The organism is Bacillus norwichensis (assembly GCF_014836955.1).
GTDB classification, from domain to species: domain Bacteria; phylum Bacillota; class Bacilli; order Bacillales; family Bacillaceae_C; genus Siminovitchia; species Siminovitchia norwichensis.
Window position 1 is genome coordinate 39,629 of record NZ_JACSPV010000010.1, and the last position, 17,340, is coordinate 56,968.

At 40.8% G+C, this 17,340-nt stretch carries 14 protein-coding genes and 1 pseudogene; 10 read left to right on the top strand and 5 right to left on the bottom strand.

From position 1 onward, the window contains the following. Position 1: 1 nt before the first annotated feature. On the top strand, positions 2 to 1,534 hold the full coding sequence (locus H9631_RS07985; RefSeq protein ID WP_191811600.1) for a solute symporter family protein: 1,533 nt from the start codon (positions 2 to 4) through the stop codon (positions 1,532 to 1,534). A gap of 470 nt (positions 1,535 to 2,004) precedes the next feature. On the opposite strand, the pseudogene H9631_RS07990 reads toward H9631_RS07985, so the two are convergent. After that, positions 2,005 to 2,250: pseudogene (locus H9631_RS07990) on the bottom strand (VOC family protein); the annotation flags it as partial. Between H9631_RS07990 and H9631_RS07995 the strand changes: the two are divergent. From H9631_RS07995 to H9631_RS08010, 4 genes are all read left to right on the top strand, one after another. Then, positions 2,191 to 2,829, top strand: coding sequence for a LysR substrate-binding domain-containing protein (locus H9631_RS07995; RefSeq protein WP_191811604.1), 639 nt, complete (start codon positions 2,191 to 2,193; stop codon positions 2,827 to 2,829). The pseudogene H9631_RS07990 and the gene H9631_RS07995 overlap by 60 nt on opposite strands. Positions 2,830 to 3,350: 521 nt before the next feature. Continuing rightward, positions 3,351 to 4,295 carry a homoserine O-acetyltransferase MetA gene (gene metA, locus H9631_RS08000; protein WP_191811605.1) on the top strand — a complete coding sequence of 315 codons (945 nt, stop codon included), beginning with the start codon at positions 3,351 to 3,353 and terminating at the stop codon, positions 4,293 to 4,295. A gap of 416 nt (positions 4,296 to 4,711) precedes the next feature. Then, positions 4,712 to 5,734 carry a hypothetical protein gene (locus H9631_RS08005; protein WP_191811607.1) on the top strand — a complete coding sequence of 341 codons (1,023 nt, stop codon included), beginning with the start codon at positions 4,712 to 4,714 and terminating at the stop codon, positions 5,732 to 5,734. Positions 5,735 to 5,807: 73 nt separating this feature from the next. After that, positions 5,808 to 6,236, top strand: a complete 429-nt coding sequence (locus H9631_RS08010) for a cell wall hydrolase (RefSeq protein WP_191811609.1) — start codon at positions 5,808 to 5,810, stop codon at positions 6,234 to 6,236. 181 nt (positions 6,237 to 6,417) lie between these two features. Here the strand turns inward: H9631_RS08010 and H9631_RS08015 are convergent, their stop codons facing one another. The 4 genes from H9631_RS08015 to H9631_RS08025 all read right to left on the bottom strand — a co-directional run bounded on the left by H9631_RS08015 (position 6,418) and on the right by H9631_RS08025 (position 9,918). Beyond that, positions 6,418 to 7,185 carry a protein kinase family protein gene (locus tag H9631_RS08015; RefSeq protein WP_318246784.1) on the bottom strand — a complete coding sequence of 256 codons (768 nt, stop codon included), beginning with the start codon at positions 7,183 to 7,185 and terminating at the stop codon, positions 6,418 to 6,420. A 247-nt stretch (positions 7,186 to 7,432) separates the two neighbouring features. After that, entirely contained in the window at positions 7,433 to 7,537 is a 105-nt protein-coding gene (cydS, locus tag H9631_RS22835) for a cytochrome bd oxidase small subunit CydS (protein WP_404801723.1), read from the bottom strand. 15 nt (positions 7,538 to 7,552) lie between these two features. After that, positions 7,553 to 8,575 carry a cytochrome d ubiquinol oxidase subunit II gene (locus tag H9631_RS08020; RefSeq protein WP_191811610.1) on the bottom strand — a complete coding sequence of 341 codons (1,023 nt, stop codon included), beginning with the start codon at positions 8,573 to 8,575 and terminating at the stop codon, positions 7,553 to 7,555. Next, positions 8,572 to 9,918, bottom strand: coding sequence for a cytochrome ubiquinol oxidase subunit I (locus H9631_RS08025; RefSeq protein WP_191811612.1), 1,347 nt, complete (start codon positions 9,916 to 9,918; stop codon positions 8,572 to 8,574). Before H9631_RS08025 ends, H9631_RS08020 begins: the two co-directional genes overlap by 4 nt. Before the next feature lie 774 nt (positions 9,919 to 10,692). On the opposite strand from H9631_RS08025, the gene H9631_RS08030 reads away from it, so the two are divergent. The 5 genes from H9631_RS08030 (at position 10,693) to H9631_RS08050 (ending at position 17,318) form a co-directional block, all read left to right on the top strand. Continuing rightward, entirely contained in the window at positions 10,693 to 11,886 is a 1,194-nt protein-coding gene (locus H9631_RS08030; protein ID WP_191811614.1) for an FAD/NAD(P)-binding oxidoreductase, read from the top strand. A gap of 14 nt (positions 11,887 to 11,900) precedes the next feature. Next, the gene (locus H9631_RS08035; RefSeq protein ID WP_191811616.1) at positions 11,901 to 12,464 is read left to right on the top strand and encodes a hypothetical protein; all 564 of its coding nucleotides are present in this window, start codon (positions 11,901 to 11,903) and stop codon (positions 12,462 to 12,464) included. A 5-nt stretch (positions 12,465 to 12,469) separates the two neighbouring features. Next, on the top strand, positions 12,470 to 13,876 hold the full coding sequence (locus H9631_RS08040) for an MBL fold metallo-hydrolase (protein WP_191811617.1): 1,407 nt from the start codon (positions 12,470 to 12,472) through the stop codon (positions 13,874 to 13,876). 36 nt (positions 13,877 to 13,912) lie between these two features. After that, positions 13,913 to 14,593, top strand: a complete 681-nt coding sequence (locus H9631_RS08045; RefSeq protein ID WP_191811619.1) for an MOSC domain-containing protein — start codon at positions 13,913 to 13,915, stop codon at positions 14,591 to 14,593. A 589-nt stretch (positions 14,594 to 15,182) separates the two neighbouring features. Further along, entirely contained in the window at positions 15,183 to 17,318 is a 2,136-nt protein-coding gene (locus tag H9631_RS08050; protein ID WP_191811621.1) for a hydantoinase/oxoprolinase family protein, read from the top strand. Positions 17,319 to 17,340 lie beyond the last annotated feature (22 nt).

The window sequence follows — 17,340 nt, forward strand, 5'->3', positions numbered from 1 at the left end:
TATGGGGGCTCATCTATTTGGGATATTTTTATTTATAGCCATAGTCGGAGCAACAATCTATATCACGCTATGGGCTGCTAAAAGAAATAAAAGTACAGCTGATTTTTACACTGCTGGCCGATCCTTGACGGGATGGCAAAATGGGTTGGCGATATCTGGAGACTATTTGAGTGCCGCCTCTTTTCTGGGGATTGCTGGGTTGGTGGCATTAAATGGCTACGATGGGTTTATGTACGCCGTCGGCTGGATGGTTGGGTATGTGATCGTTCTTTATATTGTTGCAGAACCGCTGAGAAACTCTGGTAAGTTCACAGTGGCAGATGTACTTGTTTCCCGATTGAAGGAAAGACCGATTCGAATGATGACAGCCACTGTTACTTTAGTTGTCACAACATTTTATATGGTAGCGCAAATGGTGGGCGCAGGAGCCATCATTAATTTGCTTGTCGGCATTCCGTATGAATTGGCTGTTATCATCATCGGAGCATTAATGATTATCTATGTCATGCTCGGTGGAATGCTCGCAACAAGCTGGGTGCAGATTATCAAAGCCGTGCTGCTAATGTTTGCCACTCTCATTCTTGTTTTATTGGTCGCATTTATCTTTAAGTTCAGTATCTCTGGTTTATTTGGAGAAGTAGTGGCCAAAAACGGCAATGAGTTTCTGTCTCCGGGAGTATTGTATAAAAATCCAATTGACCTGTTGTCCCTTGGAATGGCATTGATTTTGGGAACTGCTGGTCTGCCGCACATTTTGATTCGTTTCTATACCGTGCCATCAGCACAGGAAGCTAGAAAATCAGTTATTTGGGCAATGGTTTTAATTGGTGTATTTTATATCATGATTGCTTTGGTCGGCTTCGCTGCCTCAGTCCTTGTTGGTTCCGATGATATTCGAGCGGCGGACAAAGGCGGGAATATGGCTGCACCGTTGTTGGCCCAATATATTGGGGGTGGAGCGGGAACAATCGGTGGAGAAATTTTTATGTCGATTATATCAGCGGTCTCCTTTGCTACCATTGTTGCTGTTGTTGCCGGGCTTGTAATCACTGGGTCAGGGGCGTTTGCACATGATATTTATACGAATGTCATCAAGCGTGGAAAAGTGGACAGTAAGAAGCAGTTCATGGTTGCGAGGAATACAGCTTTAGTGATTGGTGCATTGTCAATAATCCTTGGTATTTTAGCCAAGGGAATGAATGTCGCCTACTTAGTTGTATTGGCCTTTGCTGTAGGAGCCAGCGCGAACCTTCCAGTCATTATCTTCTCACTCTATTGGAAGCGCTTTAACACTGCTGGAGCCATTGCTGGTATGCTTGCCGGGATGCTGAGTGCGGTTACTCTTGTCATTATCGGACCAAGTGTCATGGGAGATAATGCAATCTTCCCGCTTGCTAATCCAGGTATCATCAGTATTCCTTTAGGATTCCTTACATCAATCATTGTTTCTCTCATTACAAAGCCAGAGGACAATACTACCAAATATAACGAAATGGATGTCAAGTCAAACACCGGGCTGGGAGCCGAGCATTAAATATGGAGCTATCCAAAAAGTCAGTGAAAATTGATTTTTATGGATAGTTTCTTTTTTTATATCGCTGAGGCCTCCGAGACGTAAAACATATGGAAGAAGTAGACCTTGACGAAACTCCAAGTATCGACGAAGATGGTACCGCGCTTCGGATTAATCCAATTATTAAAATTACTAATATGTCTTATATAATCCTTAATCGTTTTATCCCTGTTTGATAAGTTAGTTTTCAAACCCATCGAGCTCTACGTCACTTTTTTTCACCGTTAACGACTCTCTTTTTCAAATTTATGAGTCAATTCTAATGACAAAGTGACGTCGAAGACATATTCTATGTCACTATTTAAATTTGTGGCTCCAAAAGAAAAGAATTCTTGCTGTACCCGATAATAACAATACAATACTAAGAAAACCGATTCCCTAAAATTAGTGGGGAATCGGTTTGATGTCTTATCAACTTTTTAAGGAGTCTATTAACTTCCCATGTTCTCTTCTACTCTTTTCGATCTACAAAGAACTTCAACTTTAAACCCGCCCGGGGCTTTCACATAGAATGTCCAAGCATGTAACCTCTGTGGTGGATTCACATCAAACCCATTTTCCTTTAGGCGTTGATAGATCTCGTTCACTTTCTTTTCATTATCCAGTATGAAGCCGATATGAAAAGTGCCGGGATATCTGACCTGCCTACCTTTCGTCAAGCTAATGATCGCCCCGTTGCTGTAATAATAAGTTCGTTTATCTCTATGAACCCAGATGTTAAACTTCAAATCACACAAGCTTCAGAAAAGGACAAGGTACAGCAACTTAGAAATGGGGATATCGACTCTTGTATCACCTTTCCTCCAATGAATCAGAATGGGATAGAGGGACGGTCCTTTTTGACCGAGGAAAGCCTGCTAGCTGTTCCTCACACACATCGATTAGCGAACCAAAGCCGCATAAACTTAAGTGACATGGCTGAAGATTCTTTTATTTGTATAAATCGAGACAATCCATTCCGTGATATGACAAATCAATTTTGCCAGGAAGCCGGTTTTACGCCGAATGTTATATGTGAAGTTGACGAGCATTCCGCGGTGGGTCACTATCTGCGTGCAGGGAGTGGTGTTGCCTTTTTACCGGAAACATTAATAGAAAAAATAGAGACATCGTTTCATGTGCTGCATATCAATAAACCAATTTGCAAGCGAACCTACCAAATCTCATGGCAAAAGGATCGCTATATGTCTGTCGCTGCGCGTAGATTTAAGGAGTTTTTCATCCAGAGTTTTAATGAGCTTCAAAAGAAAAAATGATGAAATAAGAAACCTTGGCAAAGTATCTTATTCAACTGAAGGAAAACTAATTTAGTAAACAACTTTTTTATTTTTAAATTGTGTCCTATTGTTGGATTTAACCTATAAATGGGTACGGCGAGAATTCCTATATATGTTGAGATTTAATCATGCAATTTATAAAGTTAGGAATATCCTTTATTATGATAGGGAAGAAAACATTAAAGCTACAAAATACCACTCCAAATGGAATATGACTCCTTATTTCTCAAATGGTCGCCGTACTCCATCTGAAGTCACTCTTCGGCAATAAAAAGTAAAATTAATATTTCATGGGGAAAAGTTTAATCCCGATGGAAGAAGCTTGTTAAGCGATGTACACAGTTTGATATGATTTCTTGGCATGTGTTTTGAATTTGTCAGCATGCTTCACAAAACTATTTTTTTATGAAAAAATCTAAAAATGAACTTTATCCATTGCTGAAATGTTGCTTCCCGCTTATAATAGATTTTACTAGATTTTTCAAGCAGGAGGGATTTCATTGCCAATTAATATTCCTAAACAAATGCCAGCGCGGGAAGTTCTTGATAAAGAAAAAATATTTGTAATGGATGAGGAAAGAGCAAGTACGCAAGATATCCGTCCATTAAATATATTAATTTTAAATTTGATGCCGGAAAAAGAAAAAACGGAAGTACAACTGCTTAGGCTCCTTGGAAATACCCCTTTACAGGTAAACATAACATTTTTGCGCATGGAAACACACGAATCCAAAAATGTAAGCAAATCGCACTTGGAACAATTTTACAAAACATTTTCAACGGTCAAAAATTATTATTTTGATGGTATGATCATCACGGGAGCGCCGATTGAACATCTTCCATTTGAAAAGGTCAATTATTGGGAAGAACTGAAGGACATCATGAATTGGTCCAAAGATCATGTTACCTCGGCTTTACATATTTGCTGGGGGGCTCAGGCAGCATTATACCATCATTATGGGATTGGCAAGTTTGAGCTGCCATCCAAATGCTCCGGTATTTATAAGCATACGATTGCTGATCAGACGATTAAACTTGTTCGGGGATTTGATGAAGTCTATTTTGCTCCGCACTCACGCTATACAAGCGTTAGCCAGGAAAAAATCACGAATCATCCTGACCTGAAGCTACTATCTAAAGGGGAAGCCGGACCATTTATGATTATATCTGAAGATGAGAAACATATTATGGTTACAGGCCACCTGGAATATGATACAGATACGTTGGCTATCGAATATGAACGAGATCTGAAAAAAGGGTTGGATATCGAAATTCCGGAAAATTATTTCCCGAATAACGACGTGAACGAGCAGCCGCTAAATACATGGAGGTCTCACAGCCATCTTCTATTTTCCAACTGGTTGAATTATTACGTCTATCAGGAAACTCCTTATGAGCAGGATCGTAAGGTGAAAGTGAATATCCCAGTTCAGAACGAACATTAAAAAAGATCGCACGAGGATTTCCTTTGTGCGATCTTTTCTTAGTATAGAAATTATAAAATTCTATGATTGTGCTGCGCCCAATTCCAGCGCCTATCGCAAACAGGCCTCGCGCTTCCTTATACGATAAGCCAACATCGGCTGCGACGTAAAGGAAGTACTGGCGCAACCGACAGGACGTCGAGATTTGAACCTGCCGACGTACAGGAAGTACTAGTGCAAGCGAAGCGACAGGACGTCGCATTTTGAGCCTGCCGACGTACAGGAAGTACTAGTGCAAGCGAAGCGACAGGACGTCGTGTTTTGAGCCTGCCGATGTACAGAGGTTTGCGCCTTTACTCATGATAAGAAAATGGAATATACAGACTTTTTTCGAGGGAAATGTTATATTGATAACTAAAAGAGGAGGGGTAGAAACATTGGCAATTAAGTTGAGAAAAAAAACAGAGTTATTTACTTTTTATGACACGAAAGAGGGAAAAATTGAGCGTGAAACCGAAGTTCGCTTTGACCCGCTGACAGGGGAAACATCCCGGCTCGTTTATGATGCGGGATTGGCAATTACACCCGTAGACTATTCTGAAGCAGCCGAAAAGACAAAAAGGGTCAATTGTCCATTTTGTCCAGAGAACATATTAAATATGACACCTGTTTTTCCGCAGGAGATTGCTGAAGAAGGGCGGATTACAAAAGGTGAAGCCATTGTGTTTCCAAATCTTTTTCCATACAGCAAGCATAATGGAGTAGCTGTTTTCTCTGGTTCTCATTTTGTCCGCTTAAACGAGTTTACGCCTGAATTGATAAAAAACGCTTTTCAGGCAGCACAGAGGTACATACATAGAGTAGCAGTAACAGATTCACAAGCAAAGTTTGCCTCAATTAATTGGAATTACCTGCCGCTTTCAGGCGGCAGTATCATACACCCTCATCTCCATATCATTATTTCGGACACCGGGACAAATTATCAAATGAATACTTATGAAAAAGCAAGGCAGTTTGAAATGGAGACAGGTACAAAATATTTTAATGCCCTTTCTGAAACCGAAAGATCGATTGGAGAAAGATGGATTGCTGATAATGGGACGATAACGTGGCTGCATGCTTTTGCACCAAAAAGTCATAATGATTACATAGGAATTTTTAACAAAGCCTATTCCATCGAGGATATCAATGGGGCGGACTGGGACCATTTTGCGAAGGGGCTCCAAGCCATATTCTCCATCTTAACCGATCAAAGCTTTTCCAGTTTCAATATGATTCTTTCAATCGATCCAGAACAAAGAGAGCCTGTTCATGTCAGGCTTATTCCAAGATTGACGATAGGAGCTCTTGAAACAAGCGATATCAACTTTTTCCAGGCATTACATCAGGAGCCACTTACTTATAAAGCTCCAGAGGACATTGCGGAAAAATCAAGGAGACGATTTGAGGAACTGCTCTAATCATACGCATGAGTGAACCATTCACCATTTCCAATAATAGAATAAAGATGTAGAGACTTGGAGGTGGCGCTGTATGGCAGTTGTAAAAGCAAGGACAGCCGATATTGACCTCTTGGCAAGGCTGCTGAGAGCAGAAGCAGAAGGCGAAGGGTTACAGGGAATGCTCCTGGTTGGCAACGTAGGGGTCAATCGAATCAGGGCAAACTGCTCCGATTTTGTCGGTCTCCGCACTATCCCGCAAATGGTATACCAACCAAAAGCATTTGAAGCCGTGACCCATGGATATTTTTATCAAAGGGCACGAGAAAGCGAAAGAAGGCTGGCAAGACGATCAGTGCAAGGAGAACGACTATGGCCTGCTAAATTTAGCCTTTGGTATTTCAGGCCGCAGGGCGATTGTCCTGCTACATGGTATGATCAACCGTTGGTCGGCAGGTTTAAATTGCACTGTTTTTATGAACCAACTGGCGAGGAGTGCGAGAATATCTATACAACATTTTAGCGATTTAAAAACAAACAAGCGAGATTAATTCGCCTGTTTGTTTTTTCATTGTGAGTGAAGATATATAGAATTATTCAAAGGAGCTTGATCTTTGACGGACAGAACAAACTAGTGCCACCGAAGCCACAGGATGTGGCAGCCAACGCTTCCATTGAGGTCGCTGAAGAACCGCCTCATCGGATCAAGGAGCTTGCGCTTTTCTTAAATAAAAGGATAAGAGCCGTTTTTTATAAATTTTCTTATAAAGATAGGCAATTCCATTTAACAGGAAAGCTGGAAATTTTTTTGGGAAATAGGGTTTAAGATAAAAGTAGGAAAAAGCACTTTTGATGTCTTCCCATTGAGGGCATTTTTGTGATTGTCGAAAGCGGGCAACATCAATTACTTTTATTGAACCATTGGGCGTGATGATGATGTTTCGCAAATGAACATCTGATGGGTTTAACCCTTTTTTTCTAGCTAAGTATAGGGCAAAATCGACTTCATTTATTTCTTTTTCAGAAATCGGAATGCCAAGTGTTAAGCACTCAAAAAGCGTATAGCCTTCTACATAATCAATAACAATATAGTTTAAACCGGATCCATAAATATTAGGAAAAAAGTCAATGTCTTTGATTATTTGATAAATGTACGCTTCTTCCAATGCAATATTGTTCAATCCAGGAAAGAATATTTTCATCGCTTTAGTTGTATTATTTATTAAAAATACAAAGGCACTACGTCCAACACCTATTAATTTTAAGGAATCTGCTTGTCCAACAACCATAGGTTTTCCATTGATATATTGTATTTGAACACTTTCTGCTAATTTTTTATAAAAATTCATTATGATCTCCTTTTTTAAAAAGACATCCGTACCAATTCCTAGGTCAGGTCTTTTTAAAAAAGGAAAAAGACCCTGCCAAAAATTGGCAAGGTCTCGCAAACAACACAACTGTGCTGCCAACAAAGCCGAGGAATAACTCCTGTATTGACGACTTTGCTGTATAGCTACTCCCCTTATGTGGAAGATATGATTATTGTAATAAGTATATTATAAAGTTCTATATACTTTGGAGTCAAATTTTACTGTTAATATTTGACCAACTAAAAGTATCGAAATTCCTAATTTGAATCTGTAACTGAACGGATTTGATTAAGGGATGAAAAACTCCAGATTCCATCAATATCCATCATGGAATCCGGAGTTTTTGTGATTATTTCTTAGTAACCGCACGGTCTTTTGGAGCTGCCCAAAACGCTACTGCGATGGCCACTCCGAGTACAATGAAAGGGGCGTAAAAAATGAAGAAATTATGCATATGCAATCTCCTTTATTAATATGGATCTGATTTACCTGTGACATAATCCTTATTGAAAAGAAACAACCGTAAGAGTAAATAAAGAGAAGGGATTAACAATCCCAGACCTGCAATAAAGGCAACGATCAACGATATCGCCATGACCTCATTAGTAAAGCTGTCGTAAATCGTCAAGTGCGGGTAAAGCAAATAGGGGTAGTGAGAGAAGCCGTATGCGAAAAACGCAAGGGCAAACTGACCCGCCAGCAAGCCGAAAGCTCTTCCGTAATGTTTTCTTTTCCAGATAAGCCATACAGTTCCGATAAAGAGTAGGAAAGATAAAGCAAACATCCACCAGAGATCAAGTAAATTTCCAAAGTGTTCCGGGTTATGGTCACGAAGCTCAACAATAATCCCAGAAGCAGTAATGATCAGCGGCAGAGACCAAATGAGTGCGTATCTTCTCATTAGTTCTGTCGCATCCTTATCCTTTGCCTTATGGGCGTACCAAGTCAGAAAAACAGCAGATATATACAATACGGCTGCAATACTTAATACTACAATGCTCCATGTAAGGGGGCTGGTAAACAGCGCCCAGTAATCCAATACAGGCTTATCATCTACCATCGAAACAAAGCCGCCCTCCGAGATTGTTAGCACAATCGATAAGGAGGCTGGAAGGAACAGCCCGGAGAGGCCATACATGAAGGAATATCCCTTATGCCCCTTTGCTCCATAAGTTTCAAAAGCATAGTAGGACCCCCTAATAGCCAGAAGTATAATGGCTATACTCGCAGGGATAAGGAGAATAGTCCCGTAATAAAAGGCTGTTTTTGGAAAAAATCCGACGATACCTACAAAAAAGAATACAAGAAATACATTGGTCACTTCCCATACAGGGGACAGGTAGCGCTGGATAATATTTGTCAAAATATGCTGCTTTCCTGCATACAGGCTGTATGCGTTAAAAAATCCTGCGCCGAAGTCTACGGAAGCAACAATAACGTAGCCAAATAAAAATGTCCATAACACCATGATTCCTAATATTTCTAGATTCATCGAACGACACCGCCTTTTTCTTCCTGACGATCTTTGAGCTCACGTTCAACAGGGTTGCTACGGAACATTCTTGTCAATACTACGACACTACCTATTGCTAGGATGATATACACCCCGGCAAACAGGACGAGCATAAGATCAACCTGTCCGCTTGTTGTTGCAGCATCCGACGTCTTCATCAAACCATAAAGAATCCAAGGCTGTCTTCCCACTTCAGCCAGCCACCATCCCATTTCAATTGCGAGGATGGAGAGGGGGCCTCCGAGCACAATCAGACGGCGAAACCATTTTGTCTGAATAAATCTCCAGTTTCTATTGGCTCCCAGTAAGAATACAATCGACAATAATGTCATCCACATACCTACCGACACCATAATATCGAAGAGATAGTGAATATACAGAGGTGGGATCTCCTCATCGATAAACTGGTCAAGACCGACAACTTCGGCAGAGGGTTTGCTGTATGCCAAAATGCTGAGTGCCTTCGGAACTTTAAAGGCGTATTTCACTTCTTCATTTTCTAATTTTCCGAATAAAACCAGTGGGGCATCTCCAGATGTTTCGAAATGCCATTCAGCCGCTGCAAGCTTTTCCGGCTGATAATCCGCTAAGTATTTACCAGAGAAGTCTCCGATAACTGCTGTAGCAATGGAAAAAATCAGTCCGATCTTCATGGTCAAAAATAAAGCCTTTTTATGATAAATATGGTCCGACCCTTTTAATAACCTGAACCCGGCAATAGATGCCAACACAAAAGCGGAAGTCATAAACGCACTGGCAACGACGTGTGCTACCTTTGTAGGCATCGCCGGATTGAACATGGCAATGATTGGGTTGATATTCACGAGCTCCCCATTTACAATGTCAAAGCCTTGTGGTGAATTCATAAATGCGTTGACGATTGTAATAAAAACAGCCGAGAAGGCTGCTCCTGCTGCAACTGGTATCAATAGCATAAGATGTTTCCGTTGATCCTCGAAACGATCCCAAGTGTATAAATAAATTCCGAGGAAAATCGCCTCGAAAAAGAAAGCGAAAGTTTCCATAAATAGCGGTAAAGCTATAACATTACCTGCCAATTCCATAAAATTTGGCCATAAAAGCGAGAGTTGCAATCCTATCGCCGTACCCGTCACAACCCCGACAGCAACAGTGATGACAAAGCCACGAGCCCATCGTCTTGCTAATAAAATATAATGCTCATCATTCTTCCTGATGCCGACCCACTGTGCAATCATAATCATCAGCGGAACGCCAACCCCAATTGTGGCGTATATGATATGGAAAGAGAGGGTAAGTTCGGTCAATAGCCTGCTGTAAAACAAAGAGTCTCCATTAAACATTAAACTTCCACCCTTTCATTAACTTCCAAAAATTCGTCCAAGCATAGATAAAAGCATAATGGCCGCAACACCAAATGCAAGTCCCATCAAAATCCGTTCATGTTTTTTGTACATCATTTAAACACCCCTCATTTTTATAATACCCTTGATTGAGTTTTTTGAACGGATATTATGTGGCAAATTGTTATCGTCTTTATGATAAAGTTGTGAAAAAATGCACAAGTAGTTGTTTTCTATTCTGAAGCCTGTTTTATGCAACGAAAACATTAATAATATATTAAAATAATGTTCAAATTGGAAATAACATATGAAAGTTGAATGGCTTGAAAACCTGACAAAAATTACGATAGCAGTTTGATCCCTGTGGCTTGAAGAAACCGCATTTTTTTTACAAAAACAGGAAAATATTATGTTTTAATATCAAGTGTTGGTACCTGTTCCTAATTTCTTTGCGGGTATTAGTACTTGCTCCCAAGAGCTGATGGTGTTGCAGTTAAATTTTCTTAATTGATACACTTTTTGTGGTAAAAAGAGGTGTTTAGAATAAATCCCGCTGCTTGATTCCTATATCAGTTTACTTGTCCCCTGAATGATATATGGCGAATGTAAACTGCATTTCGAATAAATTTTCAAACCCAATTTACAGCGATTCGGAAAATCAATGAGTAAGAAGCATAAATGACCAAATCCACTACTATAATCGTAAAGGCGGGTTTGCTTCGCTTCATGGGATTCAAATCCTGTTTATATAAAGGCTGATGGAGGTCAATAAACATGGATAAACATTATCAGATCGTCATTATTGGAGGAGGAACAGCGGGCATCAGTACAGCTGCAAGGCTTTTAAAAGACTTAAGGTCACTTGCTGGGGAGATTGCCATTATCGATCCCGCTGAAAAGCATTACTATCAACCACTTTGGACATTAGTGGGGGGAGGAGAAGCCAAAAAGGAAGAGACTGAAAGAAGTATGACAGAATTGATTCCTCAAGGAGCTGATTGGATTCAATCGGCAGTTACCTTTATTGAGTCTGAAGAAAATTATGTTCAGCTATCTGATGGGGTTAAGCTTAGATATGAATATTTGATTGTGGCCGCGGGAATAGAAATTGATTGGGAAGGGATAAAAGGGCTGACAGAAACACTTGGACAAAATGGAGTGTGTAGTAATTATTCCTATCAATATACAGATTATACATGGGATGTGATTAGGAATTTCAAAGGCGGGAATGCGTTGTTCACACATCCGGCGACTCCCATCAAGTGTGGGGGAGCTCCGCAGAAAATTATGTATTTAGCAGAAGATTATTTCAGCAGGACAGGCATCAGGGACAAGGTGGAAGTTATTTTCGGTTCGGCCAATCATGCTATTTTTGATGTCAAAAAATACAGGCTTGCCCTTGAGAAGATTTTAGAGAGGAAAAAAATCGATGTACGATTTAAACACAATCTAATAGAAGTACAAGGTGATTTGCAGGTAGCGATTTTTGAACATGTTGAAACAAAGGAACAGACTTCAATCCATTATGACATGCTTCACGTCACTCCGCCGATGCGTGCACCGGCTTTCATAAGAAATAGCATGGTTGCAGATGAAGCCGGCTGGGTTGATGTTCATCCTCATACGCTGCAGCATCAAAAATATGAAAATATCTTTTCACTCGGTGATTGCTCCAACTTACCAACATCCAAGACAGGCGCGGCAATTCGAAAGCAATATCCCGTCGTTGTTAAAAACCTCTTGTCTTTTATGAAAGGAGAAGCGCTGGGCGCCAAATATGACGGCTACAGTTCTTGTCCGCTAGTGACAGGGTATAACACATTAATATTAGCTGAATTCAATTATGATAAACAACCGAAAGAGTCATTTCCATTCAACCAGGCAAAGGAACGGCGCAGTATGTACGTGATGAAAAAAGATATGCTTCCGATCATATATTGGAATGGGATGTTAAAAGGAACCATGTAGGGAGGTTCAAATAGATGGAAACAGCCCTTGTAAGTAAAGAATTAATGGAAAAGCTGAACAATCCGGACACAGCGGATTCATTGGAAAGGCTACTGGAACAATTACCTAGCATTGTCCAGAGAATGGATAAATTGGAGCAGCTCCTAACATCAGTAGAATCTGTCATGGCAGATGCAAAAACGATAGAAAAATTACAATTAAAGCTGGAGCATACGAATATTGATTGGAAAACACTTGAATCAGGCATACATTTGCTTGAAAAGCTGCCATCGCTGTTACAAATTATAGATAAATTGGAGCAGGCTGCAGTTTTTGCAGAAGATGTGATGAAGGATGAGAAATCCATTCAATATCTTTTACAAAATGTTGAGGATTATATGAATCCAGTAAAAGATCGATTTTCACAAGGGAAGAGACTGTGGACAGAAGTAAGAAGTGAGGCTGAAAAAAACACCCGGCAAATATCAATGCTTACAATGATGAAATGGATAAAAGAGCCTCAGGTGCAAAGACTTTTAGCTTATATTCAGGCATCTATCAACGTGATTCCAAATCTGGAAAATAGAAAGGAAGATTGAGCCGAGTGTTATTAAGGTATTTTTATGATGAATATCTTGCACATGCCTCATATATGGCTGGGTGTCAAAAAACAGGTGAAGCCATTGTCATCGATCCTTCAAGAAATATTGATCAATACATTGAGACGGCAAAAGCTAATGGACTAAGGGTAATCGCCACTGCTGAAACGCATATACATGCTGACTTTGTCTCTGGGGCGAGGGAGCTGGAGGCCAGGACAGGAGCAAAAATATATGTATCGGATGAAGGCGGGGTAAATTGGAAGTATGACAATTTGATTAATGTGAACCATCAGTTATTAAAAGATGGCGATGTTTTTAGCATCGGCCATCTGGAATTTGAAGTTATGCATACCCCTGGACATACCCCCGAGAGCATTTCCTTTTTTTTGACAGATACCGGGGGTGGGGCTGATCAGCCGATGGGTGTGTTTACAGGAGACTTCATTTTCGTCGGAGATGTTGGTCGCCCAGATTTATTAGAGACTGCGGTCGGGTATGAAGGGGCTGCTGAACAGGGAGCCGAGGAAATGTTTGCTTCCATTGAAAGATTCAAACAGCTCCCGGATTACTTGCAAATTTGGCCTGCGCATGGTGCAGGCAGTGCCTGTGGAAAGTCATTGGGGGCTGTACCATCTTCAACAGCAGGATATGAGAAAATGTTTAATCCAGCTTTACAACATCATGATGCAAAAACATTCTCGCGCGATTTGCTGCATGGTCAGCCTGAACCGCCAAAATATTTTTCCATCATGAAGCGAGTTAATAAGACAGGACCTGCATTTAAAAGAGATCTGGCTGTGCCTTCAAAGTCAAATGACCAGTTCGACCTGATCAAATGGCTAATAAATGGTATAGTGATCGATACGAGGAATGTGGATGAATTTAGAAAAGGACATATTCCTGGAACGATCAATATCCCATTTAATAAATCCTTTGTTAAATGGGCAGGGTGGCTTATAAACTATGATAAGCCCTTGTATTTGTTAGTGGAATCTGGAACAAAGAATAAGTTGATGAATGCCTTATATTCGATTGGAATTGATCGAATAAGCGGTTATATGGATGTCGTTTCCGCAATAAGGAACCATCCCAACTTAGAAACATACGAAGAAATACAGCCGGAGTATATAAATAATATAGAACACCCGGCAGTTTTGGATGTCCGGAATGGAGACGAATGGGAGCTTGGCTGCATACCAGGGGCAGAACATATTATGTTGGGCACTTTACCAGACCGTTTGGATGAAGTGCCACGGGATTGTCCGATTGTTGTATATTGTGCTTCTGGAGGTCGGTCAGCAATGGCAGCAAGTATTTTACAGGCAAACGGAGTAAAAGATATCTATAGTCTTAGAGGTGGATACTCTTTGTGGAAAAAACAGAGAGAAGTCTCCACCAAACCAATTTGAATATAAATTGTGCCCGGTTTCGCCGGGCTTTTTATATTGTATAATGGTAAAAAAGTGACACGAAGGGAGAATCGGATCATTATTAGATCATTGAATGTGGGCAGGCCGCAGCTGATTGGGAATCCATTTGGACAGGTAATCAATTCCGGAATTAGAAAAAAGCCTGTTTCTTCAGCATATCTTTATACATCTGGCTTTGAAAATGATGATGTTGCGGACAATGAAAGTCATGGTGGTATAGATCGTGCTGTTTGTTTTTATCCCTTTGAACATTATGCGGATTGGAACTCACTCTCAGGTACAGAGCTGGCTATACCCGCTTTTGGAGAAAATATGACCATCACCGGATTTACAGAAGATGATATATACATCGGTGATATTTTTCAAATTGGCGATGCAAAAGTTGAAATCACCCAAAGTAGGATCCCTTGCGCTAAAGTGGATATTTCCAACCGGATCCGGGGATTATTTGAACAATTTATTCTGACCGGAAAAGCAGGTTATTTCGGAAGAGTACTGGAGGAAGGTATGATAGAAGAAACATCGGAGATTACTTTGATTGATCGACAGAAACATACCATTTCAGTCAGGGGCTTGCACCATTTATTTTTTCATGACCGCCAGAATGCTGCGGAGATTGAGAGGGTCATAGAAATCAATGGGATTGCTGAGGATATGCGGACAAGGCTCAAAAGACTCCTGAAAAAACACCAATAATAATGATTTCATTAACGTCGCTTTGGTAATTGATTACCGAAGCTTTTTTGTTTTTGGGAAAAATAACTAACCTAAGTCTGCCGGAGCTGAAGGATGTGGTGTGGCTTGTTGTTAGTGAAGTGGAGACAACTAAGTGGATTTTGTCAATCGCAGCAGAAGGCAAAGGCTGCCTGCTTTGCTCCGATAACAAACACTTCACACATTCTTTGTATCTCATTATAATAACTCCGCCTTGCTTTCCTTTTGCCAATACAACGTTTCGCTACACATGTAGCGAAAGGATACAGTTAATTTCATTTCTTTCAAACAAACAAATTCGCCTTGGCTTATTTGCGCCCAGATTTTAACTAGTTCCGCTCGATACATTTCCTCTGAAAATCTGTGGCATCCGCCGGATGCTTTAACTAGATTCAGCTGGGGCTTGTCCCCACTGATGGAATACCGGCACACTTACAAAAGTGGGAGACTTCCGGCGAATAAAGCTTAACCAAATACCGAAATTGCTTTTCTTTATTTTATTCTCGGAAACAGGTTGGTATGCTTTTTGCAATTATAATCTTTAATTCAATGGAAAGGAGAGAAAAACAATTTGGCAAAGTCACAGATTCTTGCGATTGACGCTGGCGGAACAATGACAGACACCTTTATAATCGATGAAACGGGGGATTTTGTTGTAGGAAAAGCCCAAACTACACCGATGGATGAGCATATAGGGCTGTTGAACTCTGCCAAAGACGCATTGGGACAATGGGAGGTAGAAGTGGAACAGGAGTTTCCCAATTTGCGGGCTGGGGTTTATTCCGGTACCGCCATGCTTAATCGTCTTGTATCCAGAGTTGGACGCCGTGTTGGATTAGTAGTGAATAAAGGAATGGAAGATAACCACCGCATGGGAAGGGGGATTCAATCCTATCTAGGTTATTCCTATTCTGACCGGATTCATATTAACACACATCATTTTGACCCACCGTTAGTACCGCGAAAATGGACTATTGGCATCACCGAAAGAGTAGATATGTTTGGGAATGTTGTCATTCCGCTATATGAGCATGAAATTGAACCAGCTATTCAAAAGCTAATAAATGAAGATGTCGAAGCGATTGTCATTAGTTTACTCCACTCATACAAGCATCCAGAACACGAGAGAAAAATCAGAGACATGGCAAAAGAGTTAATTCAGAAAGCAAAAAAGGATATTCAGGTCTTTGCAACAGTCGATTATTATCCAGTGAGAAAAGAATCTCACAGGACAAACACAACAATTGTAGAAGCCTATGCCGCTGAGCCATCTAGAAAAACTTTGGAAAGAATAGATCAAGCTTTAAAAGAAAATGGAACCGATTTCAATTTGAGGATTATGGCCAGTCATGGTGGAACCATCAGTATAAAAGCAAATGAGCTAGCTAGGACATGTGTTTCTGGCCCAATAGGGGGAATGGTTGGAGCAAAATATTTAGCGGAAAGTCTCGGGCTTAAAAATGTAGCATGTTCGGATATTGGAGGAACAAGTTTTGATATTGGACTGATTACACAAGGGGACCTTGCCATTAATTCCAGCCCCGATATGGCCAGACTAGTCTTATCTTTGCCTCTAGTGTCAATGGATACAACAGGTGCAGGGACCGGGAGCTATGTAAGAATCGATCCAAACTATGGAAATCTGACACTAGGTCCAGATAGCGCGGGATCACTTGTAGGAGTATGCAACCCCGAAGGAGGCATTGAAACTGTTACTGTTTCTGACTGCCATGTTGTGATTGGTATGATCAATCCAGATAATTTTATTGGTGGTGCAATTAAACTGTCGCGTGAACGGGCATACCATGCCGTTAAAACTCAAATTGCAGATCCCCTTGGGTTACCCGTCGAGGAAGCGGCACTGGGAGTTATAGAATTACTTGAATCACAACTTCGAAACTATTTAGAATCAATGATTCTTGGCAAGGGGTATTCGCCATCTCAGTATGTTTGTTTTTCCTATGGAGGGGGAGGCCCGTTACATACAGCTGGTTACACTAAAGGACTGGGCTTTGAAGACATACTAATCCCTGCATGGGCTGCTGGATTCTCTGCATTTGGATGCGGTGCTGCGGATTTCGAATACCGCTATGACAAAACTTTGGACTTGAATGTAGACGAGGATGCGGATAGCCAGACTGTTATGAAGGTTGGAAAAGAATTACAGTCTTCATGGAACGAGCTTAAGGAGAAAGTGACAGAAGAATTCAGGAAAAATGACTATTCGCCTGAGGATGTGAACTTCCGTCTCCTTTATCGTATGCAGTATCAAGGACAGCTCAATGATTTGGAAATTGAAGCGCCGATAAAAGAATTTAAAAATGAAGATGACTTTGAAACATTGGTTAAAACCTTTGAGGACATGTACACAAGAGTCTATGCCAAATCAGCCTTGTCCCCAGAACTCGGTTATTCTATTACCGGTGCGATTGTTCGCGGAGTTGTTGATGTACCGAAGCCGGAGATTCCGTCTGAGCCTTTGGATGGGGAGACGCCTCCAAAAGAAGCTTTCATAGGGACACGCCAGGTCTATTGGACAGATGGATGGCAATACGCCGATATTTACGAGATGGAAAAACTGATTCCTGGGAACCGAATTAAGGCATTTTCTATCGTGGAATCAACAGCAACAACTTTGGTTGTTCCAACAGGGTTTGAAGCTTATTTGGATGAGAACCGAATTTTCCATCTGAAGGAATTAAAATAATCAATGCGAGGAGGTATTCAAC

Coding starts and splice junctions, on each gene's coding strand:
- H9631_RS08020 (WP_191811610.1), bottom strand. CDS start 8,575: ATGAATCTAGAAATATTAGGAATCATGGTGTTATGGACATTTTTATTT.
- H9631_RS08030 (WP_191811614.1), top strand. CDS start 10,693: ATGGATAAACATTATCAGATCGTCATTATTGGAGGAGGAACAGCGGGC.
- H9631_RS08010 (WP_191811609.1), top strand. CDS start 5,808: ATGGCAGTTGTAAAAGCAAGGACAGCCGATATTGACCTCTTGGCAAGG.
- H9631_RS07995 (WP_191811604.1), top strand. CDS start 2,191: ATGAAAAGTGCCGGGATATCTGACCTGCCTACCTTTCGTCAAGCTAAT.
- cydS (WP_404801723.1), bottom strand. CDS start 7,537: ATGCATAATTTCTTCATTTTTTACGCCCCTTTCATTGTACTCGGAGTG.
- H9631_RS07985 (WP_191811600.1), top strand. CDS start 2: ATGGGGGCTCATCTATTTGGGATATTTTTATTTATAGCCATAGTCGGA.
- H9631_RS08025 (WP_191811612.1), bottom strand. CDS start 9,918: ATGTTTAATGGAGACTCTTTGTTTTACAGCAGGCTATTGACCGAACTT.
- H9631_RS08035 (WP_191811616.1), top strand. CDS start 11,901: ATGGAAACAGCCCTTGTAAGTAAAGAATTAATGGAAAAGCTGAACAAT.